Here is a 24,187-nt window from a genome sequence, read left to right on the forward strand (position 1 = left end):
GGCTGTGCTCCCCGGATCCCGGCCGCCCGCGCCCCGCACGCAGTTACCACCGCCGAAACCGCAGCCCGCATCCTGTCACGCACGCGATATCGCGCACCAGTGCACTTACGGTCAGTGAAAGGCGCGGGAACCACGTCCATGACCAAGGTTTCCCAGCCAGGGACGGCGCGGACGGCCAGGACCCGGCCCGGACCGTGGCCGTCCGCCGCGGCCGGGCCGCGTCATGACGAAAGAGCACGGAAAACAGCCCCTGGTCTGAGATTTCTCCCAAGCCAGAGGCTGTTCCATCCAGTCGGGACGACAGGATTTGAACCTGCGACCCCTTGACCCCCAGTCAAGTGCGCTACCAAGCTGCGCCACGTCCCGATGCCCGTCCGGCCCGGTGTTTCTCCCGGCTGGCCGCGCATGAGAACAATACCGCATGTCAGGGGGTGTCCGCCGCCAGGTTCGGCGCGGCGGCCCCGGCCGGCCGCTCCGATCCGGCCGCCGCGGTGCCGGGGGCGCATGAGTACGGGTACTCATGCGCCCCCGGCACCGCGGCGGGACGCTACGCGCATGACCACTCCATCGATACAGCGGCCGACGACCACCGCCTTCTTCGTGCAGTCCGCGATCTCGTTCGGGCTCTCCTGGTCGCCCTGATGATCGGGATCGCCAAGCTGCCCGTGGGCGCCTGGGAGCGCGGCTTCCTCGGGCTCGGTCTGGTCTTCGTGGTCTCGTCGGCGTTCACGCTGGCCAAGTGCGTACGGGACCGGCAGGAGGTCGAGGAGGTCACCAACCGGGTGGACAAGGCGAGGATCGACAAGCTGCTGATCGAGCAGGACGTCTTCAAGCCGGGTCAGGTCTGACGCCCGGCGTCTCGACGCCCACCGTCTCGGGGCGGTCGCCCAGCAGGTAGCGGGCGCCCGCGCCGCTCACGGCCGCCGCGTCGCCCGGGTTGTACAGGCCGCACTTGCGCAGGCTCAGACAGCCGCAGCCGATGCAGCTGGACAACTGGCCGCGCAGCTTCTGGAGTTCGGCTATCTGCTGGTCGATGCGGCGGGTCCAGGTGCGGGCCACCTTGTTCCACTCGGTGGCGTTGGGCGCGCGGTCCCGCGGCAGCCTGGCCAGCGCCGCGCTGGTCTCCTCCAGAGAGAGACCGACCGCCTGGGCCGCCCGGATGAAGGCGATGCGGCGCAGGGTGGCGCGGGTGAAGCGGCGCTGTCCGCCTCCGGTGCGTTCGGAGTGGATCAGCCCCAGCTGCTCGTAGTAGCGCAGCGCGGAGGCAGCCAGCCCGCTGCGCCCGGCGAGCTCGCCGATCGGGAGCCGGTCGTGGGGTGAGGTCATGGCCGTCAGACTAGCGCTTGACTTCAAGTGGACTTGAAGTTGCAGGCTCTCTTCCATGACTTCCACGCCCCTGAACGGGACCACCGCACACGACGCGGGCTTCGGCGAACTCCCGCACCTGATGAGCCTGATGACCGGGGACGAGAAGCACGGCCCGGCCGCCACCTCCACCCTCGACGCCCTGTGGGTGCTCTACGACCGGGTGCTGCGGGTCTCCCCCGCCGCCGCGGAGGACCCGGACCGGGACCGCTTCCTCCTCTCCAAGGGCCACGGGCCGATGGCCTACTACGCGGTCCTCGCCGCCAAGGGCTTCTTCCCCGCCGCGTGGCTGCCGGGCTTCGGCTCGTACGACTCGCCGCTCGGCCACCACCCGGACCGGGTGCTGGTGCCGGGCGCGGAGATCGGCAGCGGTTCGCTGGGGCACGGGCTGCCGCTGGCCGTGGGCACGGCGCTGGGACTGCGGGCCCAGGACCGCACCGGTCCGGCGGTGTGGGTCCTGATCGGCGACGCCGAGCTGGACGAGGGCAGCAACCACGAGGCCATCGCGTACGCGGGCGCCGCCGGCCTGTCCCGGCTGCACACGCTGGTCGTCGACAACACCTCGTCGAGCCACGGCTGGCGCGGCGGGATCGCCTCGCGGTTCGAGGCCGCCGGCTGGTCGGCGGTGACCGTGGACGGGCGCGACCACGAGGCGTTGTACGCGGCGTTCACCGCGCCCCATCCGGACCGGCCGCACGTGGTCGTCGCCCGGGTGGAGGCCAAGGAGTACTCGGGCGAGCCGAAGCCGAAGGCCGAGGCGGCCTGAGGCGCGCCGCCCGCCCCGTACGCGCATCCGTATCCGTATCCGCACCTCCCGCACCGCACCGCGCCGCTGCGCGCCGACTTTGAGAAGGATTCTTCTGATGGACACCATGCGCGAACGTTTCGCCTCGGTCACCACCCAGCTGCTGGACGAGGACCCCCGGCTGGCGGTCGTCCTCGCCGACATCGGCGTCGACGGCTTCCGGTCCGCCCAGGAACGCCACCCCACGCGGGTGGTGAACGTCGGCATCAGAGAACAGCTGCTCGTCGGGGTCGGCGGCGGCCTCGCCCTGGCCGGGATGCGGCCCGTCGTGCACACCTTCGCCAGCTTCCTGGTGGAGCGCCCCTTCGAGCAGGTGAAGCTGGACTTCGGGCACCAGGACGTGGGCGGGGTGCTGGTCAGTGCCGGGGGCTCGTACGACTGGCCGGCCGGCGGCTTCACCCACATGGCGCCGGGCGACGTCGCCCTGCTGGACACCCTCGACGGCTGGACCGTGCACGTCCCCGGCCACCCGGACGAGGCCGACACGCTGCTGCGGCAGGCCGCCGCGGCCGGTGACGACAAGGTCTACGTACGGCTGTCCGTACAGACCAACGCGACGCCGCGGCCGGTCGACGGGGCCCGCTTCCTGACGGTGCGCGAAGGGACCGGTGGTGTCGTGGTGGCGGTCGGGCCGATGCTGGACAACGTCCTGGCCGCGACCGAGGGCCTGGACGCGACCGTGCTGTACGCGACGACCGTCCGGCCCTTCGACGCCGCGGCGCTGCGGGCCGCGGTGGCCGGTGCGACGGCGGCGGACGTGGTGATCGTCGAGCCGTACCACGAGGGCACCTCGACCCGGCACGCGAACGACGCGCTGGAGCACGTACCGCACCGCGTCCTCGGCCTCGGCGTCGGCCGCCGGGAACTGCGCCGCTACGGGCAGCTCGACGAGCACCTGGCGGGCCAGGGCCTGGACGCGCGGTCGCTGCGCGAGCGGATCACCGGCTTCCTCGCCCGGTGACGCCGGACGGCCGGCGGCCCGCGCCGGCCGCGGGACGCCGTCCCCGGTGCCTCCCCCACCCCGCGACGCGCCAAGCGGCGCGCGCCGCGGGGTGTTGACCTCGGACCGTCGGTGCGTGACACGATCGGTCGGCTCACCCCAGGCCACGCTCGCCCCAGGCCGCCGACCCACGTAACCTTCCATGGCTGGAGGACCGTTGGACACCACGGACAGATCCGAGGACGCTTCCCGGGCCGCGCGCCTTCCGCGGCCTTTCTCCCGGCGCACTTTCCTGCAAGGGACGGCTTCCGCCGCGGCGGTCACGGGACTGGCCGGGCTGCCAGGGCCGCTCGCCGCCCCCGCCCACGCCGCCGAAGCCACCCGGCTGCCGACCCTCTCGTTCACCGCCGCCACGAACGGCGCCGCCACCCTCTCCCCCGCCGGCGACCGGCTCGTCGCCGAGGTCCAGAACGTCCTGTGGTCCGTGCCGCGCGAAGGCGGCGAGGCGCGCGCGCTCACCCCGCCGGACCTGGAACCCACCCGGCCGGTCTTCTCCCCCGACGGCACCCGCCTCGCCGTCTGCGCCTACCGCGGCGGCGGCTTCCACCTGTGGACGCTGCGCCCCGACGGCTCGGACCTGCGGCAGCTGACCGACGGGCCGTGGGACGACCGCGGCCCAGCCTGGTCGCCGGACGGCACCCGGATCGCCTTCGCGTCCGAGCGGGGCGGTGATCCGGTGGCGGGCAGCCCGTACCGGATCTGGGTGCTGGACGTACGGACGCGGAAGCTGACCCGCGTCACCGGGCACCCCGGGCAGGCGGGCCCCCACCAGGGCGGCGCGTGGGAGGACTTCGACCCCACCTGGTCGCCGGACGGCGAGCGGCTGTGGTTCGTGCGCGGCGCGGTGTCGGGCACCAGCCTGGACAGCCGTACCGTCGCGTCCGTACGGGCCGACGGCGGCGGCGAGGTCGTCATCGAGCACACGGCCGCCGCCGGCGCCCAGGCCATGGTCCCGGCCCTGGCGCCCGCCGCGAAGGGCGGTGCTCCCCGGCTCGCCTATCTGCGCACCACCGAGCGCCCCGGCGCCACCTGCGTCCTCGTCGTGGACGGCGCGGAGGTCCCGGTGGACGGTGACGTGGAGCCCGTACCACCGCGCTGGATCTCCCGCGAGGAGCTGCTGCTGACCGTGGGCGGGCAGTTCACGGTGCTGCGGCCGGGCGCGCCGGACGGCGCGGAAACCATTCCCTTCACCGCCGACATGCCCGTCCGGCGGCCCCGTTACGAGGTCAAGGACTACGGTTTCGAGCGCACCGGCGTCCGGCCGGTGCGCGGCGTCCACCTGCCCGCGCTCTCCCCCGACGGGCGCCAGGTGGCCTTCGCCGCCCTCGACTCGCTGTGGCTGGTGTCCGCTTCGGGCGGCCGGCCGCGGCGGCTCGTCCGGGCGGGCGCCACCCGGTACGTCCTCGGGCCGAGCTGGGCCCGCGACGGCCGTTCCCTGGTGTACGCGGACGACCGCGACGGGCTGTTCGCGGTCCGCCGGCACGACCTGGCGACCGGCGAGGAGACGGTGCTGGCCGACGGGGGCCGGGTACAGCCCGCGCTGTCCCCGGACGGCAGACGGCTCGCCGCGATCGGCATGTCCGGAAATCTCATCGTACGGAATCTGGCCGACGGCAAGGAGACCACGACCGCCCCGCTGGGCGGCGGTGGTGTGCCCGGCCGCCCCAGCTGGTCCCCGGACGGCCGCTACGTGGCCTTCTGCGACCGCAACCGCCTCAACCGGCGCTTCCGCGAGGGCTACAACCTCATCCGGGTCCTCGACACCCGCACCGGCAAGGACCGGCTGCACGCCCCGGACCCGGGGCACACCGTGCGGTCGATCGCCGACCGCTACGACTCGGGCCCCGTCTGGTCCCCGGACGGCCGGTGGATGGCGCTGATCGCCGAATCCGCGCTCTGGGTGCTGCCCGTACGCCCGGACGGCACCCCCGACGGCACGCCGCGCCGGCTGACCGACGAGAGCGCCGACCACCCGTCCTGGTCCGGCGACTCCCGCACCCTGCTGTACCTGTCAGCCGGCCGGCTGCGGCTGACCGGTGTGGACGGCGGCCCCGCGCGAACGGTCCGGGTGGCCCTGGACCACCGCGGTTCGCGCGCCCGGGACACGGTCGTGCACGCGGGCCGGTTCTGGGACGGCACCGGCGAGGAGGTGCGCGAGGACGTCGACGTGGTGGTGCGCAACGGCCGCATCGCCGACGTCGAGCCGCACGGCCGGGCCGCGGGCCGGCGCGCCGCCCGCCGCGTCGACGCCTCGGCGCGCACCGTGATCCCCGGCCTGTGGGACTCGCACACCCACCCCTGGCAGACCACGTACGGCGGCCGGCAGACCGCCCTCCAGCTCGCCTACGGCATCACCACCGCCGTCTCCTTCGGTGGCTTCTCCTACGAACAGGCCCGCGTCCGGGAGTCCGTCGCCGCCGGCACGCTCGCCGGGCCGCGGCTGCTGGCCTGCGGCGAGCTGCTGGACGGCAGCCGCGTCGCCTACAGCATGGGCCGTGCCCATGCCACGCGGGAGGGCCTGCGCCGGTCGCTGGAGCGGGGCGCCGCGCTCGACTGGGACTTCGTCAAGACGTACGTACGGGCCCCCGGCTGGATCATGGAGGAGGCCGCGCGCTTCGCGCACCAGCGGCTGGGGGTACGGTCCGGCAGTCACCTGCTGTCCCCCGGCGTGCAGCTCGGCCAGGACCTGACGACCCATTTGCAGGCGACACAGCGTCTGGAGTTCGGGCACGCGATCACCGCCACCGGCCACGCCTACCAGGACGTGGAGGAGATCTACACCGGTACGGACTTCCACCTCATCGCCACCCCCTTCACCGCCTCCGTGCTGCTGGGGGAGGACCCCGGCCTCGCCGACGACGAACGGGTCACGACCCTCATGCCGCCGTGGGACGCCGCGCTGACACGGGAGAACGCGGGCCACCGCCCCACCCCGAAGCAGCTGGGTGACCTTCGGACCGAGATCGGCGTCTACCGGCGGGTGCTGCACGGCGGCGGCCTCGTCGCCCTGGGCACCGACCAGCCGCTGACACCGGTCGGCCTGCACCTGCACCTGGCGCTGCGCGCCCTGCACCGCTACGGGCTCACCGCGGCGCAGGCCCTGCGCACCGCCACCGCCCTGCCCGCCCGCGTCTTCGGCGCCGACCGGGACCTCGGCACCCTGGAGGAGGGCAAACTGGCCGACCTGGTGATCGTGGACGGCGACCCGTTCACCGACTTCGACACGCTGGTCCGCACGGCGGCGGTGCTGCGGGGCGGGCGGCTGTACGAGCAGGAGGAGCTGGTGGCGTCCTTCCCCGCGCCGGACAGCCACGCGGTCCGGGCTGCCGGGGCGCGCGCGGTGGACTGGCTGGAGGTCGGGCGGCAGCACCGGCGCGATTCGTGCTGCGGGGCGGCCGACTGAGGAAGGAGGCTCACCCCTCCTTGGTCTGGCCGCGCTCGAAGTAGTCCACCAGTTCCGGGTCCAGGGGCGGCACCTCGTGCGGGGTGCCGCCGTCGCGGAGCGAGGCGGTGGCCCGGTCGCCGGCCGCCACCGCCATCCGGGCGGCGACGGGTGAGGTGTCGGTCGGCCCGCCGTGCCGGACGAACCGCAGGAACTCGTCCACCAGCAGCGGGTCGGCGCCGCCGTGCCCGGCCTCGTCGTCCGCCTCGCTCGCGGGGAGTTCGTACACGGCGTCGGCGTCGGCACGGTAGCCGGACTGGCGGGAGTTCCACACCCGTACCGCACCGCCCGGCCCGTCGCCGAAGTTCTCCAGACGGCCCGCGTCTCCGATGACGGTGTAGTTCCGCCAGTAGTCAGGGCTGAAATGACACTGCTGGTAGGCGGCGAGCACCCCGTTGTCCAGGCGCATGTTGACCAGGGAGACGTCCTCGACGTCGATCAGCGGGTTCAGGCCGCGCTGGCTGCCGGGAGGCCAGTGCGCGTCGTGCGCCAGCCAGTCCTCCGGCCGGGGCTCCCCGGCGCCCGCCGCATGCCGGGATCGCCGTAGACCGTCAGGTCGCCCAGCGCCTGCACCTGCCGTGTGTAGCCGTTCGCGAGCCAGTGCAGCGCGTCCAGGTCGTGCGCGCCCTTCTGGAGCAGCAGCCCGTTGGTGTGCCGCCGCTCGGCGTGCCAGTCCTTGAAGTAGTAGTCGCCGCCGTGCCCGACGAAGTGCCGTACCCACACGGTCCGGACCCGGCCGATGTCGCCGCGCGTGATCAGTTCGCGCATCAGGCGGATGACGGGCATGTGGCGCATGTTGTGGCCGACGTACAGGCGCGTACCGGTCTCGTGGGCGGTGCGCAGTATCGCGTCGCAGTCCTCGATCGAGGTGGCGAGGGGCTTCTCCACGAAGACGGGGCGGCCGGCGCGCAGTGCCTGGCGCGCCAGGTCCGCGTGGGTGTGGTCGGGTGTGAGGAGCAGGAGCGCGTCGAGGCCGGGATGGTGCAGCAGCGCCCGGTGGTCGGCGAAGGTCTCGACGCCGGGGAAGCGCCGGGTGGCGTACGCCAACGCGTCCGGGTCGGGGTCGGCCACGGCGGCGACCCGGGCGCCGTATCCCGGCCGGTGAGCGGTGCGCGCGAGATCACCGCGCAACCCGAAGCCGATGACGCCCAGGCGCAGATCGTCGGTCATGAGGTGCCTCCAGAGGCTGCCGGACTCCATGGTCGGCGGGGTGCGGGACCAAGGAACGAGGGGCGGCGGGGGCCGGGGGCCACCGGTGTCGCGCCTCCCCTCGCCACCCCACGAGAACACCGCCGGACGTGCTGCACGCACCGTAGACCACAGGGGTGGTGAACGGGTTCCGCGCGCTCCCATTGCTCGCATAAATGCACGGTGTTGATGTTTTATGCGCCGTGCAGCAGGTATGCCAACGGGTATTGCACGAGGTAAGCAACCCATGACGGTCCGGAACGGCAGGGTCGCGGACCAGGGCGACCGGCGGCGCACTCGCGGAGTGCGCCGCCCGGTGGGCAGGCGGCAAGCAGCACGGCGCGGGGCGTTCGACGGAGGAGGCTCGTCTTGCATCGCTACTTCACCGACCAGCGGCATGAAGCACTCCGGCACCGGGTCAGGGACTTCGCCGAGAGCGAGGTCCGCCCCCGGATAGCCGAGATGGAGGCGTCCCGTACCGTCTGCCACGATCTGTCACGCCGGATCGCCCGCCAGGGGTGGATCGGCGCGACCGTCCCCGGGCCTACGGCGGCATGGGCGCCGGACACCTGGCCAAAACCCTGATCATCGAAGAACTGTCCCGGGTGAGCGGCGCCATGGGCGCCATGGTGCAGGCGTCCCAGCTCGGCGCCGCGAAGATCATCCACTTCGGCAGCGAGGAGCAGAAGAAGACCTGGCTGCCGGCCGTCGCCACCGGCGCGTGCCTGCCGACCATCGCCGTCACCGAGCCGCAGTCGGGCGGTCATGTGCTCGGCATGACGAGCCGGGCGGTCCGCGACGGCGACGACTACGTCCTCGACGGCCGCAAGATCTACGTCGGCAACAGCCACGTCGGCGATCTGCACGGCGTCGTCGTCCGGACCGGTGAGGGCTCCAAGGGTCTGTCGGCGTTCCTGGTGGAGGCGGACCGGCCGGGCCTGCGGGTCGGCGCGCAGCAGCAGGCCATGGGGCTGCACGGCTTCAGCTTCGGCGAGCTGTTCTTCGACAACTGCCGGGTGCCGGCGGCGAATCTGCTCGGCAGCGAGGGCGACGGGCTGGCCGTCGCGTACTCCTCCAGCGTGCTGTACGGCCGGCCGAACCTGACCGCGGTGTCGCTCGGCATCCACCAGGCGGTGCTGGACGAGACGGCGCGCTTCTGCGCGGAGCGGGAACGCTACGGCAAGCCGCTGGCGCACCTCGGCAACATCAAGATCAAGCTCGGCCGCGTCCAGTCCCGGCTGCTGACCGCCCGGCTGGCCGCCTACCACGCCGTCCACCTGCTCGACCAGGGCCAGCCCTGCGACGCGGAGCTGATGAACGCCAAACTGGTCAACGTCGAGGCTGCCGTGGAGTCGGCGCGCGACGCGATGGACATCCACGCCGCCTGCGGGCTGTTCACGGACCGCCCGGTGGAGCGCTTCCTGCGCGACGCCCACCACATCTTCGCCCCGGCCGGGACCACCGACGTCCAGTTGCTGCGCCTGGGCGAGCTGGCCCTCGGCACGGCCAAGGGCGAGTGGTCCAGCCGGCTGGCGGGCCTGGTCCGCAGGGAACCGGCGGATCTCGCGGAGGACGACCGGGCCGCGGAACCCGCCGTCGCCGGACGCCGCACCTCTCTCCCGCGGGAGCGGACGGAGTTGCAGCCGACCGGCTGAGGCCGGGCCGGAGGGTGGCGCGGGTCTTCTTCCCGGGTTCCGCGCCACCTCTCCCGGGACCCGTGCCGTCCGCCCCGGAAGCCGGGCCACCGCCCCTCCCCGGGCATGTGGGCTCGTCAGCTCTCCCCGGCGCGCTGCTGCTCCATGCGGTGGATCTTCTCGACGAGTTCGGCCGCCATCGACTTGATGGTCTCCAGGCCCTCGCGCCCCCATGGGCGGCGTTCGAGGTCCACCACGCAGACCGTGCCGAGCGCCATCCCCGTACGGTCGATGAGCGGTGCGCCCAGGTACGAGCGGATGCCGATCTCGTCCACGACCGGGTTGCCCGCGAAGCGCGGGTAGTCGCACACGTCCTCCAGGACGAGGGCCTTGCGGCGGACGATGACGTGCGGGCAGTAGCCGTGGTCGCGGGCCATCACCCGGCCGGGCTGGGCGCTCGGCGGCGCCGGGCCCAGCTCGACGGGCGCCTGCTCGCCGCCGGGCGTGTAGAGACCGGCGAAGTACTGCCGGTGCTCGTCGATGAAGTTGACCATGGCGTAGGGCGCCCGGGTCGTACGGGCCAGCTTGCGCGCGAACTCGTCGAAGGCGGGCAGCGGCGCGTCGCCGATGCCCAGCGCGCGCAGCCGGGCGACGCGGGCCGGCGCCTCATGGTCCTCCGGGGTGAGCAGCAGATGACGCGTGGGGTCGTAGGAGGCGTACGACGCGCGCGGGACGGGACGGGTCACGGGAGCTCCGGGGTGGCGGGGGCGGGGGTCAGCAGGTGCTGGACGAGCGAGACCAGGACCTGGGTGGAGGAGCTGCACTGGCGTGCGTCGCAGAGCACGACCGGGGTGCCGGGGCCGAGGTCCATGGCGGTACGCACCTCGTCCGGCCCGTAGTGGTACGCGCCGTCGAACTCGTTGACCGCGACGACGAACGCGATGCCGCGCCGCTCGAAGAAGTCGACGGCGGCGAAGCACTGGTCCAGGCGGCGGGTGTCGGCGAGCACGACGGCGCCGAGGGCCCCGTTGGACAGCTCGTCCCACATGAACCAGAAGCGTTCCTGCCCCGGTGTGCCGAAGAGGTAGAGGACGTGCTCCCGGCCGAGGGTGATCCGGCCGAAGTCCATGGCGACGGTGGTGGTGTTCTTGTCCTCGACACCGGCCAGGTCGTCGGTGCCCACGCTGATCTGGGTGAGCAGTTCCTCCGTACTGAGCGGTTCGATCTCGCTGACCGCGCCGACGAAGGTCGTCTTGCCGACGCCGAACCCGCCGGCCACCAGGATCTTCAGCGCCAGCGGGAACGGGTCGGCGGCGGGCGCCGCGGGGGACGAGCCCGCGGCGGCCGGGAGCCGGGCATCGGCGGACAAGGCGTCACAGCCGTTTGCGAAGTCCATGCAACACCGCCTCCAGCAGGGCTCGGTCGGTACGGTTCGGGGGACCTGCCCCGCAGGCGGACACCGGCACCGGCGCGCGGGCGGCGAGCGCCCCGCAGTCGACCAGGTCGGCCAGCAGGACCTTGGTGACCACGGCGGGCAGGCGTATGTGCGCGGCGATCTCCGCGACCGACACCGGCCCGCCGCAGAGCCCCAGCACCTGGGCGTAGTCGGGGCCCTGGCAGGTGACGGGCCGCTGACCGGTGGCCATCACCATGGTCAGCAGGTCGAAGTGCGCGGTCGGCCGGGTACGGCCGTTGCTGACCGTGTACGGACGGACCAGGCGGCCGGCCTCGTCGTCCAGCCACGGGATCTCCCGGCCCGGTCTGCGGCGGCGCCGTACGCCCATGGTCAGCGCCCACCCGCCGGGGCCTGCTGTCGCACCGGCGTCGCCAGGTACGGCCGTACGCTCTTGACCAGCATCCCCATCTCGTAGCCGAGGACCGCCACATCGGCCTCCCGGCCCGCCAGCACCGCGAGGCAGGCGCCCGATCCGGCCTTGGAGACGAACAGGAACGTGGTCTCCAGCTCGACCACGACCTGGAGCACGTCGTCGCCGTTGCCGAAGCGCACCCCGGCGCTGCGGGCCAGTGAGTACAGGCCGGAGGAGAGGGCGGCCAGGTGGTCGGCGCTGTCCGGGTCGAAGCCGTGTGCCGCTTTGACCAGGCCGTCGGAGGACAGCAGAAGGGCGCTGGTCGCGTGCGGTACGCGGTTCACGAGTCCGGTCAGCAGCCAGGAAAGGTCGGTGTGCCGGCTTCCCTGCAGGTGCGCATGTGCCTGCGCGTGCACGTCACTCACCATGGTCGCGGTCGTCTCCTCGGCGGGGTTCGGGCCTGTCGTGGCCGGCGTCGGCGCCGGCCCGGTAACTGTCGTAACCGTCGTGGTCGGCAGGGCTGCCGTAGCTGTCGTCGGCGAGGCTGATGCCGCGCCGGAACGCGGCCATCAGGCCGGGGTCGTGCTCGGGTTCGGGCCGGTCGTCGCGGCGGCCCGCCGACGGCAGGATCGGCTCGCCGCGCAGCTGCGGCACCAGGTGCTCCTGCTTGCGGCGGCGCGGCAGGCGGGGCCGGGTGCCGTCGTCCGCCGCGGCGGGCGGGGCGGGCGGCAGGACGACCGGGCCGGGGCCGGCGGCGCCGGGCGCGGTGGGGTGCGGGCCGGTGTGCGGGCCGTCGCCGTCGTGGGGGCCGGGAGCCCGGTGGGCGCCGGCCGGTGGGGGGCCGCCGGCCGGTGCGGTGGAGGCGCGCACGGCGCGCGTGCCGGCGGGCGGTGTCCCGGCCGCGCTCGGCCACGCCCCTTCGCCGTACGCGACGTCCGGGTACGCTCCGGCGGCCGTCCCGGCGACCGGCGCGCCGTGCGCGGCGTGCACGAGCCTGCGGCGCGGCCCGTGCGGCGAGGCGGGCGCGGAGTCGTCGTCGTACGTGCTCCGGTGGCCGGCCGCGGTGTCGGCGACGGGGAGGGAGGGCGGCTCGGACACCGTCAGGGTGATCTCTCCGGAGTCCACGTACTGCTCACCCTCCCGCGGCTGTTCGGACTCCGGTCCCAGCAGGCCCTTCGGTACGACGAGGACGGCCTGCACGCCGCCGTAGATGTTGCCCTGGAGCCGGACCACGATGCCGTGCCGCCGGGCGAGCGAGGAGACCACGAAGAGCCCGATGCGCCCGTCGCTCAGCAGCTCGGCCACGTCGACGTGGTCGGGGTCGGCGAGCAGTCCGTTCATCCGGGTCTGCTCGGCCGTGGACATGCCCAGGCCCCGGTCCTCCACCTCGACGGCGAGGCCGGCCGTGACCAGCTGGGCGCGGAGCAGGACATGGGTGTGCGGGGCGGAGTAGACGGAGGCGTTCTCCACGAGTTCGGCGAGCAGGTGGATGACGTCGGCGACGGCGTGGCCGCGCAGGGTGCCCTCGATGGGCGGTACCAGCTTGATGCGCGGGTACTGCTCGACCTCCGCGATGGAGGAGCGCAGCACCTCGGTCATGGTGACCGGGCGGCTCCACTGGCGGCGGGAGATGGCGCCGCCGAGGACGGCGAGGTTCTCGGCGTGCCGGCGGATGCGGGTGGCCAGGTGGTCGACGTGGAAGAGGCCCTTGAGCAGGTCGGGGTCCTCGACCTGGTTCTCCAGCTCGTCCAGCAGCTCGATCTCGCGGTGCACCAGGGACTGCAGGCGCCGGGCGAGGTTGACGAACACCTCGACCTTCTGCTCGTTGCCGCTGGCGTGGCTGCGGGCGATGGCCACCGCGTCCACGACGGCCGTCTCGGCCGCCCGGCCCACCGCGGCCACCTCGTGGGCGAGCAGGTCGAGGGTGTCCCCGGCGGGCGGCGCGGCCGGTTCGCCCTCCCGCGACTGGAGCCACTCGCCCTGACGGACCCGGTCCAGCAGGTCGTCGAGGTCGTGCCGGCCGCGGGCGCACACCTCGCGCAGCCGGGCGTGGCGGGCGACGGCGGCGCGTGCCTCGTTGTTGGCCGCGGTGCCGGCGGCCGTGACGATGACGCAGACCAGGACGCAGGCGCCGAGGAGTACGGCCCACTCGCGGCCGGTCAGCCCGGTGCCGCCGACCCGTACGACGAAGGCGGTGGCGGCCGAGCAGACGGCGGCGACGAGGAGGCAGGGCACGGCGGCGAGCCGTACCAGGCGGGTCCGTACGGCCGAATCGGCGGCCGTCTCCGGGAACGCGGCCCGGCCGTGCCGCCCGCCCTCCCGCTCCCGGCGCCGGGCGGCCGCCGGGACGGGGTCCGCCCCCTGGGGGCCGTGAGGGTCCAGGGGCCCCAGGGAACCCGGGGTCTCCTGGGTGGCAGGGGGCCCCTGGGGATATGCAGCAGGCATCGGCGTTCTCCGGATCGGCCGTCGGCAGTTCGCGGAGCACGCACGCTAGTTGTTACGGGGGTGGGATACCGACCCACTTCGGCGTTTCGCCACCCCGCGCCACCTCCCCCGAGGGGGACGCTCGCATACCCGTACGCTTCTTTACGAACTCCCGTTCACACGAACGCAGTTGAGGGGAGCCCGCGACACGCGGCCGGGTGGCGGGCGCGACCACCGAAGCCGTCCGCGCCGCCTCCGGGGAGAGGCTGCCCAACTTCGCGGGCGTGGATGCGGCCCGGCGCGACAACCACACCACCGAAAAGCGGAAGATCCGCCTCCGAGGGTGCGCGGCGCCGAGGCCTCCACAGCACCGCCCGGCTTGACCTTCACGCCGACGTCAAGGTCGAGGGTGTCGCCATGGAAACCTCGGACACCGCCCCAGACACCACCGTCTCAGGCACCGCCATGTCAGGCGGCAGCGCCTCGGACACCGCCCCCTCGGGCACTGCCCCCTCGGACACCACCGCCCCGGACACCGCCATCGGCCGCCCCTCGTGGGCTCTCGCCCTGCTGACCTGGTGCGCGTTCGTCCTCAGCACCGGCGAGATGATGATCGCCGGGCTGCTGCCGGAGATCGCCGCGGACGCCGGTGTGCCGTTGCCGACCGCCGGCCTGCTGGTCAGCGTCTTCGCCCTGACGGTCGTCGTGGGCGGCCCCGTCCTGGCCCTGACCACCACGGCCGTACGGCGGCGACGGCTGCCGGCCGTACTGCTGGCGCTGTTCTTCGGGCCGACCGCCGACGTGGTGCCGGAGCACCGGCGCGGGGCGGCCGCCGCCCGGGTCTCCCTGGGCCTCGGTCTCGCGACGATCGCGGGCCTGCCGGTCGGTACGGCGATCGGCCAGTGGCTCTCGTGGCGGGCCACCTTCGTCGCGGTGGCCCTGCTCGCCGCTGTCGCGGCCGGACCGCTGTTGGCTCTGGCCCGGGCGCCGCACGCCCCCGCACCGGCCGGGTCAGGCCGCGGCGAGGTGGCCGCGTGAACGCCGTCAACCAGCGCGTCATCGTAGAGTTCCGCGCCAACCAGGGCCGGGTGGGCGGGGTGTTCGCAGGGCAGCCGCTGCTCCTGCTGACGACCACTGGGGCGAAGTCGGGTCTGTCGCGTACCAACCCGGCCGTCTACCTGCGGGACGGTGAGGACCGGCTGGCCGTCTTCGCCTCCAACGGCGGCGCGCCCAGCGCGCCCGCCTGGTACCACAACCTGGCCGCCCGCCCGGAGGCGACGGTAGAGGTCGGCGCCCGTACCTACCGGGTGCGTGCCCAGGAAGCCACGGGCGCGGAACGGGAGCGGCTGTGGGCCCGGCAGGTGGCGGCCGATCCGCAGTTCGCGGTCTTCCAGGAGCGGGCCGGGCGGCACATCCCGGTGCTGGTGCTCACCCGGTGGGACAGCCGCGGGTGACCTTGCCGCCCACGGCTGGGTTTACGCTTCCTTGCGCACACACCTGTCAGGAGGAAGACGTCATGCGCATCGGGGAGCTGGCCCGTGCCACCGGCACGACGACCCGGGCCCTGCGCTACTACGAGGAGCAGGGCCTGCTGCGCCCCGACCGGTCGGCGAACGGCTATCGCAGCTACGGGGACGAGGCGGTGCGCTCCGTGGCGAACATCCGACGGCTCCTGGCCTGCGGCCTCACCACCGACGATCTCCGTCGCCTCGACGGCTGTCTGCGCGACGAACTGATCGACACGCACACCTGCGCCGACACCACGGCCAAGGCCGAGCTGTTCGAACAGCGCCTGTCCCTGCTCCAGGAACGCATCGACGACCTCGTGGCCGTACGCGACCAGCTCCTCGACCGGCTCACCGGTCTCCGCGGGCAGCCCGCCGCGGCCGGTGCGGCCGGCCGGGCGGGCTGTCCGGAGCAGGACCTCCCGGAGCGGGACCTCCCGGAGCGGGGCTACGGGGCGGTCGGCGCCGTCCGCATCGCGTCCACCCGCTCGACGGTGAAGCGCTCCCAGCCGCCGGCGCGGTCGGAACGGGCGCGCAGCAGGCCGTAGTCACCGTCGGTGTTGTCGACCTCGGTGCTGACGAACTTGTCGTTCGCCTTCGACTTCAGCGCGAAGGTGCCGTCGGGCTGCGGCACCAGCAGGAACTTCTCCCAGGAGCCGATGGTGGTGCCGCGGGTGCGCAGCATGCCGCTGTGGTTGCCCGTGTCCTTGACCTCGGCGCTGACGAACAGGTCGTTCGGCTCGGACCGCAAGCTCACGGTGCCGTCCGCCGTGTTGTCGGTCAGCGTGAACCGCTGCCAGGATCCGACCTTGTCGGCGCGGGCCCGCAGCTTGCCCTGCTGGTTGCCGGTCTCGTTGATCTCGGCGGTGACGTACTTGCCGTTCGCGACGGACTTCAGCACCAGCCTGCGGACGACGGTACTGGCCCACGCGTTGACGTCGTCGACCCGGGTCGCGACGGCGCCGGTGCGGGTCTCGGCCGCGTCGGTGCCGAGGCACCCGCCCTGCCAGGACAGGCTGCTGACGGCGACGAGCCGGTACTGGCCGCCCTGTTCGCGGACGACGGGGCCGCCGGTGTCGCCCTTGCAGACGGCGGCGCCCTCCTTGCCGGTGATGCCTATCCGGCCGTCGCCGACCGAGTCGACGCCGAAGGCGCCGCTGTGCAGCCGGTCGGGCACCCACGCGGTCCTGGTACGGCCGTAGCCGGCGGCCCGCAGTTCCTCGCCCGCGGCGGGCGCCGAGGTGTCGAGGGCGACCGGGGTGATGTCGGTGACCGGCTTGTCGAGCCGGGCGAGGACCAGGTCGCGGTCGGCGCGCGGGACGAGTTCGACGATCTCCCGTACCTGCCCTGTCGGGGTGGTCAGGTCGGTGCGGCCGAGAGTGGCGGTGGTCTTACGGGCGGGCTTGCCCGCGGGGACCTCGGCGGCCTGGGCGGGGTCGTCCGCGAAGCAGCCGGCCGCGGTGAGGATCCAGTGGGCGTCGACCAGGGCGCCGGAGCAGGCGCGCTCGCCGTCGCCGATGTCGAGCTTCGCGGTGAAGGGGTAGGCCTTGTCCGCGGCGGGCTCGCCGACGACGGCCTGGGCCGGGGCGGCGGTGAGCGCGCCGGCGGCGACCACGGTGGCGGTGACGGTGGTCAGCCATGCCGGGCGCGAGATTCTGCGGTGCACGGTTCGTCTCTCGATTCGTCGTCAGGTCGGGGTCAGGCTGCGGGCAGGGCGATGGTGCCGTACAGCGTGTGGTGGTCGGAGGGACCGGCCTGCGGGGACAGGGCGCAGGAGGTGAAGGGGGCGTTCTTCGGGGCGAAGATGTAGTCGATCTTCATGTCGCGGATGGTCGGCCGGCCGTCGCGCGGCGCACCGGGATTCCCGAGCTGGGCACATTCCCGGTACCGCGCGTACACGGGCTCCAGCACGTCGCGGGACTCCCCTTGGCGGCGTCCGGCGGCACCACGTTGAGGTCGCCGCCGAACACGGTGCGGTACCCGGGCTGGTCGACGATGTGCAGCAGTTCGCCCGCCTGAGCGCGGCGGAAGCTGCCGTCCGCGTCGTCGTAAGCGGGTCCGCCCGCGCTGAAGTGGGTGGTGCACAGCAGCAGCGCGCGGCTCGGCAGCGCGGCGCACAGGGCGGTACGCTGCTCCGTCCTGCCGCCCCGGATGTTGGTGTCCGGGGAGGTCAGGTCGTACCGCTGGAACCAGGAGCTTTCGTGCGGCACGGCGAGCCCGATGCCGTAGGAGCCACGGTCCACGTCCCCGGCGGTGTCGCACTGCTTCTGGGCCTTCAGCGCACCCGCGTTGTAGTGGATGGGCGCGAAGAACACGTTCCAGCCGTGGCCGGTCGTCTGCTCAAGCTTCTCCTCCACCGGCTTGGCGTGCTTCTCGCAGAACTCCTGCAAGAACACCGCGTCCGGCAGCGGGCCGTCGGCAAGGGGCGCAGCCGCGACGCGATCTCGGCCGCCAGCTTGTCGGCGCCTGTGTGCGCGTTGCCGCACTGGGTGTTGTTGTTGCCGCAGACGTTCCAGGTCATGACGTTGACCTGGTCCGCGCGCGGAGCGGCGGGGGCCGGAATCGGGCTGCCCCGGTCGACCCGCTCGAAGGCGAAGCGCTCCCAGGCGCCGACCCGGTCGGACCGGGCGCGCAGCAGGTCCTGGTCGGCGCCGGTCCCGTTGACCTCCGTACTGACGTACTTGCCGTTCGCCTGCGACTTCAGCGCGAACGTTCCGTCAGACTGCGGGACCGGCTGGAACTTCTCCCACGCGCCGATCTTCGTCCCGCGGTTGCGCAGCATCCCGCTGTGGCTTCCCGCGTCCTTGACCTCGGCGCTGACGAACAGACCGGTCGCATCGGAGCGCAGGCTCACGGTGTCGCCCTTGTCACCGGTGTGCAGCGTGAAGTGCTGCCAGGATCCGGCCTGGTCGGCCTGGGCCCGCAGTTTGCCCTGCTGATTCCCGCTGCCGCCGGCCTCGACGGTGACGTACCTGCCGTTCGCCTGGGACTTCAGAGCCCACCGCTGTCCCGCGGACCTGTCGGTGTCCGCGCTCCCGGCGGCCTGCGCCGCTGTCGCGGGCAGGGCTGCCGCGACGGCGAGCAGCCCGCACAGCGCGGCCGGCGACGATATGAGCCGACGCACACGGCCTCCTCTTCTTCCTGGTTCGGTCTGCGTCCATGGGGATTCGGACGCAGAAAAGCGGATTCTACGTACAAGTCAGCGCGTCCCTGTCAACGTCTCCTGGACGGGGCCGGCTGCGGCGCGCCTGCTCGCGCACGAAAGCCGGGCACCTCTCGGTGCCCGGCTCTGCGGTACGCGCGGTTCGGGGCCTTGGCAGCCTCCGACGCGAGCTGCGTCGTGTCGGCGACGGCGGGGAAGCCCTCCCCCGACAGTACGGCCGGGGGCTGGTCAGGCGGCGGGCACCAGGGTGCGTTCGCGGGCCAGCGACGTGGTGGTGGTGTCACCGTTCAGGGTGAGGCGGCCGTTGGGCCACGCGACAACGACGTCGTTGCGGGCGGTGTCACCGCCGAAGGCACCGACGGTGGCCAGGGCGCTGGAGCGGAAGCTCGACTTGGCGGGGCTCAACCGGTGTTCGGACTTGAGCTGGTTGGCGCCGACGTTCTCGTAGGCGGTGACTTCGCCGTCGGACCAGCGTACGAAGAGGTCCTGGTCGCCGGTGGCCGGGCGGAAGTCGCCGGCCGCCAGGTCGCGGGCGTGCGGCCAGGTGCCGTTGGGGGCGGCCAGCCGGGACTCGGCGTGGAAGCCGTTGGCGTCGACGTTGGTGAAGAAGGTGACGCGGCCGTTGGCCCACTGGACCACGACGTCGTCGCTGCGGGTGTTGCCGCCGCCGAAGCGGCCGGCGGCCATTCCCACCGCCTGCGTCCAGGTACCGTTCGGCGCCTTGAGCTGAATGGCGTTCTTGAGCTTGTTGGTCTCGTTGACGTCCTTGTAGAGGGTTACCTTGCCGTTGGTCCAGCGCACCAGAAGATCGCTGGTGCCGTCCCCGGTGAAGTCACCCGCGGTCATCACCGCCGCCTTGTTCCACTCCGGGTCCTTGGCCAGCTGCACGTCCTTGCCGAAACCGTAGGCACCGTTGCCCGGGTAGAGCGAGACCTCGCCGTCCGACCAGCGCACGATCAGATCACTGGTGTTGTTGCGTACCGACGCGGAATGGAAGCTGCCTGCGGTCATGAGGCGTGCGTGCTGCCAGGTGCCGGCCCCGCCCATGGTGTATTTCCCGTCCAGGGGAAGGTCGGCGGCGGCCTGCCGGTACAGCCAGGCCGCGTCGTCGTCGAACTGCGAGGTGTACGAGATGTTGTCGTACTGCCCGCCGGTCTTGTAACCGCCGATGACACCGACCAGGTTGCCGCGCTGCCCGTCGAAGTCCTCGATGAACGGACCGCCACTGACGCCCGACCGGTAGCCGTCACACTGGATCTCCATGAAACGGCCCTGGAAGGCGCGGGTGTCGTTGGTGCACGACAGCGGCGTCTTCTGGCCTCCCGGGTAGCCGACGGCGGTGACGCTCTCGCGGGCCAGGTGCGCGGAATCGACGGTGGTCAGGGTGTTGCCGGGGCCCGCGGCGTCCTCCAGCAACTGGCCCTGGGCGTTCGCCCCCACCCGCAGGAAGGCGAAGTCCACGTCGTCATCGGCGGGACTCTGCTGGTAGCGGTGGTCGATCCAGACCTTGCCGTCCAGCACGGGGAAAATGCCGTACGGCGTCTCACCGGCCTGGCCCGCCTTGGTGCCCCCGGCACGATAGCCGGGTACGAAGGCGGCGTTGCGTAGCGAGGTGTTGCCCTTGAGGCAGTGCGCGGCCGTGACCACCAGGCTCTTGGAGCCGGAGGCAACGGTGCTGGCCGTGCAGAACTGGTTGTGGGTCGCGCTGCCGTCCTTGCCGCGCAGCAGGAACACACCGACCGTGGTGATGCCCTCGGCCACCTGGTGGGTCGGCTCCGCCGACCGCTTGCGCCGCACGCCGGGCGCGGGCTGACCGCCCTCACTCTTGGCCCCGGACTCGGCCGTCTCCACCGGTACGGCACTGCGGATACGCTCCGGCGTCCAGTACCGCTCGGTCTCCTCCGCCTTACGCACCTGTTCAGGGGAGGGCGGGAGCGGCGTACCCGCGGTCGGCTGCGCCGTGTCCGGCGCGGCCGCGGAAACGGCGGGTGAGCGGTCCGCGGGCGCCGGGGTGGCGCCGACGGCGGCCGCGGCGGAGATGCCGGGGCCGGCCAGGGTCAGGGAAGCCACGCCGAGGGTGGTGGCGCGCAGCCAGAATGTGCGTCTCATGGAGTGCTCTTTGCGAAGAAGCGGGCTCGGCCGGCGATCCGGCCGAGCAGCGTACGGACAGGGAATTCAGAAGGGCTGTCAGGGAATGCGCGGCCCGGTGGACGGTGCCGGTGTGACCGTCAGCGGAAGGTCCAGGACATTGCCGGACGGAGCGGCCGGGGCGTCTTCGGGCTGAATGGCCAGGCGCAGGATGTAGGAGCCTGGACGCGGCCCGGTGTGCAGGGGCGGCAGGGCGATACGGCCCTCGGCGTCCGCAGGAGGCAGCAGCAGGGAACGCACCGGTCGGTCGTGCTCGTCCCGGAAGGACGGCCCGTCGGGAGCGGGTGCCGGCTTCTCGTCCTTGGCGGCGGCCAGCGCGGTCACGGCGACGCGCAGCCCGGCGGCGGGCCGGCCGTTCCGGGTGACCCGCACGGACGGCAGCTCGGAGAGGAGGCTGTCCGGACCCGCCTGCGGAGGCAGCGACAGCGGCGGGCGCTGCGGGTCCTGGTGGTCGTGATGATCCTGGTGGTCCGGGTCCCACAGCTCCAGACGGTAGGAGGGCGGCCGGACGGTGACGGTGAAGTCGACAGCCGCGCTGCCGCCGGGCGCCGTCGCGGTGAGCGTGAAACGTCCGGGGCGGTCGACGGGCTGGAGGACGGGGGCGGTGGCGATGCCTTCCCGGTCCGCCGTCACCGTCACGGTGGCGGCCTCCCCCGCCGGCCGCACACCGGTACCGCGGAACGTGACCCGGGCGCCGGGCACGGGGTGGCCGTGCGCGTCGAGGGCCCGGACCTGCGGCTGCCGGCCGACGGCCGTACCGGCTTCGGCCTCCAGGTGCCGGTCGCCGAGGCTCTCCAGCCGTACGACGGTGTGGTGGTCCGTGACCGGCTCGGGTACCGGGTCCGGTTCCGGCTTGCGCGGCGGGCGGTGGGGTGCCACCGGGCGGCCTTCGGTGCCGGTCTCCTGGCCCGACGGAACACCCTTCGACGCCCCGGAGCCGCCGGAGCTACCGGAGCCGCCGGAGTTACTGGAGCCACCGGAGACCTGGGACTGCGGCCGGTTCCGGTCCGGTTGAGCCGGCTGGCCGGTACGGGTGGGCCGGAGCGCCCGGCGTACGTCGGATGCCCTCTCCGCCGGGTCGGGCCGGTGCGGTGTGGCGGGAGCGTCGTCCGGCGTCTCCGCGACCTCCGACTCGCGATAGGTGTCCATCCACTTGCGTACGGCATTCACATACGCACGGGAATTGTTGTAACTCAAAATCGCCCGGTCGAGATCAGCAGCCCGGCTCAGATCACGGTCCCCCGCACACAGATAACGGGCCGTGCCCAACGCGGCATCGAAGATGTTGTTCGGATCCTTGACCCCGTCACCATTACCGTCCGCGCCCCAGCTCCCCCACGTCGACGGAATGAACTGCATCGGCCCCACCGCACGGTCGAACACCGCATCCCCGTCCCACCGCCCCCCATCGGTGTCCCGGACCAACGCGAACTCCACCCCGTCCAGCCGCGGCCCCCGAATCGGCCGCGCCGTCGAACCGTCACCACGCAACCCGTAACCAGACGCATGCACCGACTCCACCCGCCCGATCCCCGCCACCAACTGCCACGGCAGACGACACGACGGCTGACTCCCCCGCACCACCCCCTCCGCCCTGCGATACGCAGCCAACGCCGTAGCAGGGATACCCGCGGTGCCCGGCGACGCCTTACCGGCGTCTCCCGCGTCGGGCTCCTTGCCCTGACCGTCCCGCAGGAGGTTGGGCAGGTCGAGGGCGGGGTCGCCGCGGTGCCGGGACTGCGGGCTGCCCGGGCCGGCGTCGGCCTGGCGGGCGTCGGCGCGCGAGGGGCCGGCGGCCTCCAGAGGGCTGAGTGTCGCCGCGGCACTGAGGCTGGCGGCCAGGGCGCAGGCACACAGGCTCTGACGCACCCGGCGCGCGACCAGAGTGGGCAGGGTGGGGAACGGTTTCACGGGCGGGCAGGTCCTTGGCGTGCGGAGAAGTACGAGGAGCGCGGTGTCGTGGACACCGGCTCGTGAAGGGGCACCGGTGGGAGCGGGACGCCCCGACCGGGGCCGGGAGACCGGCCGTGCGGCCGCGGCCCTGGCAGCGGTCCGGCCGGCCCTCGGATACGACGGCCGGCCGGACTGCGGTGAGGTGTGCCTCAGCCGACGAGCTTGACCTCGCCGTGCGTCCCCTGGGCGTCCACGCCCGGGTAGATGCCGAGGGACTGGTCGGCCCAGCGCACGATGACGTCGTTGGGCCGGTCGTTGGCCACGAAGGCACCCGCGCCGACCACGGTCGCGCCGGTCCACGGCGACTTGGCCGGGCGGATCTGGATCTCTCCGTGCAGGCCGGCGGTGTTGATGCCCGGGTAGATGGTGGCCTCACCGTCGGACCAGCGCACCAGCAGGTCCGCGGTCTTCTTGCCGGTGAACTCGCCCGAGGTGATCTGCGTGGCGTGCGGCCACGTGGTGTTCGCCTTGACCAGGACCTTCTGGGCCGCCGGCTTCACGCCGTTGGTGTCCAGGTCGGGGTGGAGCGTGACGTGGCCGTCGTTCCAGACGACCAGCAGGTCGTCGCGCTGCGCGTTGGCGGTGTAGCGCCCCGCGGTGATCTGCGCGGCCTTGGTCCAGTCCGCGCTCTTGGCCAGCATCTTCTCCCCGTGGAAACCGTTCTTGTCCACGTGGGTGTACTGCGTCACCTCGCCGTCGACCCAGCGCACCACCAGGCCGTCCGAGCCGTTGCCGAAGCCGGCCCCGGTGATCTGCCGGGCGTAGTCCCAGGTGCTCTTCTTCTTGGGGGTGTTCGGAGCGGCCAGCCGGTACTCGGCGACGAAGGGGTGCTTGGCGTCCTTGTCGTCACCGCCCTGGTAGAGGGTCATCTCGGCGTCGGTCCAGCGCACGATCAGGTCCATGTGCCGGGTGCCGCCGGCCGAACCGCCGGTGAAGTAGCCCGACGCGACGTGCGTGGCCTTGCCCCACGGCGCGTTGGGGAAGACGCTGCGGTAACGGACCTTGCTGACCCAGTCGTTCAGGTCGTCCACCCGGGAGTCCACGGCGTCCGTGCGGGTCTCCGCCGGATCCGTGCCGAAGCAACCGCCCTGCCAGGACGTACTGTTGATGCCCACCAGCTCCAGGCGGCCGCCCGCCTCACGCACCGCCGGCCCGCCGGTGTCGCCCTTGCACACCGCCGTGTTCTTGCCGGTGATGCCCAGCTTCCCGTCTTGGACCGTACCGACGGTGAAGGAGCTCGCACGCAGCTTGGTCGGTACCCACGCGGTCGCCGTCCGGCCGAACCCGGCAACCTTCAACTGCTCCCCCGCCACCGGGGCCGTGGTGCCGATCGTCACGGGAGTGACGCCGGCGACCGGCTTGGCGAGCTTGGCCATCACCAGGTCCCGGCCCTGGTACGGCACCAGTTCGTCGACCTGGACCTCGCTGCCTCCCGACCCGGTCAGGTCGGTGCGGCCGACGGTGGCCGTCGTCGGCCAAGCGGGCTTGCCCTCGGCGACCTGCGGCGCCTTGGCCGGGTCGGCGGCGAAGCAGCTCGCCGCGGTGAGCAGCCACTGCTTGTCGACCAGCGCGCCGGAGCAACTGCGCTTGCCGTCACCGATGTCGAGCTTGGCGGTGAACGCGTAATCGCCGGAGGCGACGGACGCATTCGCGACAGCGTGGGCGGTGGCGCTGGTCAGCACGCCGGCCGCGAGAGTGGTGGTGAGTATTCCCGCGAGCCATCCGGCGCGGGCACGTCTGTTGTACATATCC

At 73.0% G+C, this 24,187-nt stretch carries 19 protein-coding genes, 1 tRNA gene and 2 pseudogenes; 8 read left to right on the forward strand and 14 right to left on the reverse strand.

The features are described from left to right. Positions 1–292 precede the first annotated feature (292 nt). Positions 293–366, reverse strand: a tRNA-Pro gene (locus tag ACEXOX_RS05415). 65 nt (positions 367–431) lie between these two features. Between ACEXOX_RS05415 and ACEXOX_RS05420 the strand changes: the two genes are divergently transcribed. Next, positions 432–848, forward strand: a complete 417-nt coding sequence (locus ACEXOX_RS05420) for a YiaA/YiaB family inner membrane protein (protein ID WP_406519313.1) — start codon at positions 432–434, stop codon at positions 846–848. Here ACEXOX_RS05420 and soxR read toward each other — a convergent pair. Then, entirely contained in the window at positions 829–1,326 is a 498-nt protein-coding gene (soxR, locus tag ACEXOX_RS05425) for a redox-sensitive transcriptional activator SoxR (RefSeq protein WP_030998286.1), read from the reverse strand. The genes ACEXOX_RS05420 and soxR overlap by 20 nt on opposite strands. 55 nt (positions 1,327–1,381) lie before the next feature. On the opposite strand from soxR, the gene ACEXOX_RS05430 reads away from it, so the two are divergent. From ACEXOX_RS05430 to ACEXOX_RS05440, 3 genes are all read left to right on the forward strand, one after another. After that, positions 1,382–2,131, forward strand: a complete 750-nt coding sequence (locus ACEXOX_RS05430) for a transketolase (RefSeq protein WP_406519314.1) — start codon at positions 1,382–1,384, stop codon at positions 2,129–2,131. Between the two features lie 97 nt (positions 2,132–2,228). Beyond that, positions 2,229–3,131, forward strand: coding sequence for a transketolase (locus ACEXOX_RS05435; protein ID WP_406519315.1), 903 nt, complete (start codon positions 2,229–2,231; stop codon positions 3,129–3,131). Between the two features lie 196 nt (positions 3,132–3,327). After that, positions 3,328–6,573, forward strand: coding sequence for an amidohydrolase family protein (locus ACEXOX_RS05440; RefSeq protein ID WP_406519316.1), 3,246 nt, complete (start codon positions 3,328–3,330; stop codon positions 6,571–6,573). Positions 6,574–6,583: 10 nt separating this feature from the next. Here the strand turns inward: ACEXOX_RS05440 and ACEXOX_RS05445 are convergent. Continuing rightward, a pseudogene (locus ACEXOX_RS05445) lies at positions 6,584–7,782 on the reverse strand (Gfo/Idh/MocA family protein). Between the two features lie 387 nt (positions 7,783–8,169). Here ACEXOX_RS05445 and ACEXOX_RS05450 point away from each other — a divergent pair. Next, positions 8,170–9,455, forward strand: a pseudogene (locus tag ACEXOX_RS05450) (acyl-CoA dehydrogenase family protein). Positions 9,456–9,571: 116 nt separating this feature from the next. Here the strand turns inward: ACEXOX_RS05450 and ACEXOX_RS05455 are convergent. From ACEXOX_RS05455 to ACEXOX_RS05475, 5 genes are read right to left on the reverse strand one after another with little or no spacing between them, the layout of a single operon-like run. Further along, positions 9,572–10,180 carry a GAF domain-containing protein gene (locus ACEXOX_RS05455; RefSeq protein ID WP_406519317.1) on the reverse strand — a complete coding sequence of 203 codons (609 nt, stop codon included), beginning with the start codon at positions 10,178–10,180 and terminating at the stop codon, positions 9,572–9,574. Beyond that, on the reverse strand, positions 10,177–10,830 hold the full coding sequence (locus tag ACEXOX_RS05460) for a GTP-binding protein (RefSeq protein ID WP_406519318.1): 654 nt from the start codon (positions 10,828–10,830) through the stop codon (positions 10,177–10,179). The genes ACEXOX_RS05455 and ACEXOX_RS05460 overlap by 4 nt, the downstream gene beginning before the upstream one ends. Beyond that, positions 10,808–11,218, reverse strand: a complete 411-nt coding sequence (locus tag ACEXOX_RS05465; protein WP_406519319.1) for a DUF742 domain-containing protein — start codon at positions 11,216–11,218, stop codon at positions 10,808–10,810. Before ACEXOX_RS05465 ends, ACEXOX_RS05460 begins: the two co-directional genes overlap by 23 nt. A gap of 2 nt (positions 11,219–11,220) precedes the next feature. Then, positions 11,221–11,670, reverse strand: coding sequence for a roadblock/LC7 domain-containing protein (locus ACEXOX_RS05470; protein WP_030023972.1), 450 nt, complete (start codon positions 11,668–11,670; stop codon positions 11,221–11,223). Then, entirely contained in the window at positions 11,660–13,687 is a 2,028-nt protein-coding gene (locus ACEXOX_RS05475; RefSeq protein WP_406519320.1) for an ATP-binding protein, read from the reverse strand. Before ACEXOX_RS05475 ends, ACEXOX_RS05470 begins: the two co-directional genes overlap by 11 nt. A 396-nt stretch (positions 13,688–14,083) precedes the next feature. Between ACEXOX_RS05475 and ACEXOX_RS05480 the strand changes: the two genes are divergently transcribed. The 3 genes from ACEXOX_RS05480 to ACEXOX_RS05490 all read left to right on the forward strand — a co-directional run bounded on the left by ACEXOX_RS05480 (position 14,084) and on the right by ACEXOX_RS05490 (position 15,719). After that, on the forward strand, positions 14,084–14,704 hold the full coding sequence (locus tag ACEXOX_RS05480) for an MFS transporter (protein ID WP_406519321.1): 621 nt from the start codon (positions 14,084–14,086) through the stop codon (positions 14,702–14,704). Continuing rightward, positions 14,701–15,120: a nitroreductase family deazaflavin-dependent oxidoreductase gene (locus ACEXOX_RS05485; protein WP_406519322.1), complete on the forward strand. Its 420-nt coding sequence runs from the start codon at positions 14,701–14,703 to the stop codon at positions 15,118–15,120. The genes ACEXOX_RS05480 and ACEXOX_RS05485 overlap by 4 nt, the downstream gene beginning before the upstream one ends. 62 nt (positions 15,121–15,182) lie before the next feature. After that, the gene (locus ACEXOX_RS05490) at positions 15,183–15,719 is read left to right on the forward strand and encodes a MerR family transcriptional regulator (protein WP_406519323.1); all 537 of its coding nucleotides are present in this window, start codon (positions 15,183–15,185) and stop codon (positions 15,717–15,719) included. Here the strand turns inward: ACEXOX_RS05490 and ACEXOX_RS05495 are convergent. The 6 genes from ACEXOX_RS05495 to ACEXOX_RS05520 form a co-directional block, all read right to left on the reverse strand. Beyond that, positions 15,620–16,837, reverse strand: coding sequence for a trypsin-like serine protease (locus tag ACEXOX_RS05495; RefSeq protein ID WP_406519324.1), 1,218 nt, complete (start codon positions 16,835–16,837; stop codon positions 15,620–15,622). The two genes, ACEXOX_RS05490 and ACEXOX_RS05495, sit on opposite strands and share 100 nt — an antisense overlap. Positions 16,838–16,869: 32 nt before the next feature. Continuing rightward, entirely contained in the window at positions 16,870–16,992 is a 123-nt protein-coding gene (locus tag ACEXOX_RS05500) for a hypothetical protein (RefSeq protein WP_406519325.1), read from the reverse strand. After that, positions 16,989–17,657, reverse strand: coding sequence for an endonuclease/exonuclease/phosphatase family protein (locus ACEXOX_RS05505; protein WP_406519326.1), 669 nt, complete (start codon positions 17,655–17,657; stop codon positions 16,989–16,991). The genes ACEXOX_RS05500 and ACEXOX_RS05505 overlap by 4 nt, the downstream gene beginning before the upstream one ends. A 905-nt stretch (positions 17,658–18,562) precedes the next feature. Further along, positions 18,563–20,443 carry a trypsin-like peptidase domain-containing protein gene (locus ACEXOX_RS05510; RefSeq protein ID WP_406519327.1) on the reverse strand — a complete coding sequence of 627 codons (1,881 nt, stop codon included), beginning with the start codon at positions 20,441–20,443 and terminating at the stop codon, positions 18,563–18,565. 78 nt (positions 20,444–20,521) lie between these two features. Beyond that, positions 20,522–22,393 (reverse strand): lytic murein transglycosylase, encoded by a 1,872-nt coding sequence (locus ACEXOX_RS05515; protein ID WP_406519328.1) that lies wholly within the window; start codon positions 22,391–22,393, stop codon positions 20,522–20,524. Positions 22,394–22,584: 191 nt separating this feature from the next. Then, entirely contained in the window at positions 22,585–24,183 is a 1,599-nt protein-coding gene (locus ACEXOX_RS05520) for a S1 family peptidase (RefSeq protein ID WP_406519329.1), read from the reverse strand. Positions 24,184–24,187: the final 4 nt, after the last annotated feature.

Origin of the sequence: Streptomyces sp. Ac-502 (assembly GCF_045222935.1) — a bacterium.
GTDB lineage: Bacteria > Actinomycetota > Actinomycetes > Streptomycetales > Streptomycetaceae > Streptomyces > Streptomyces monomycini.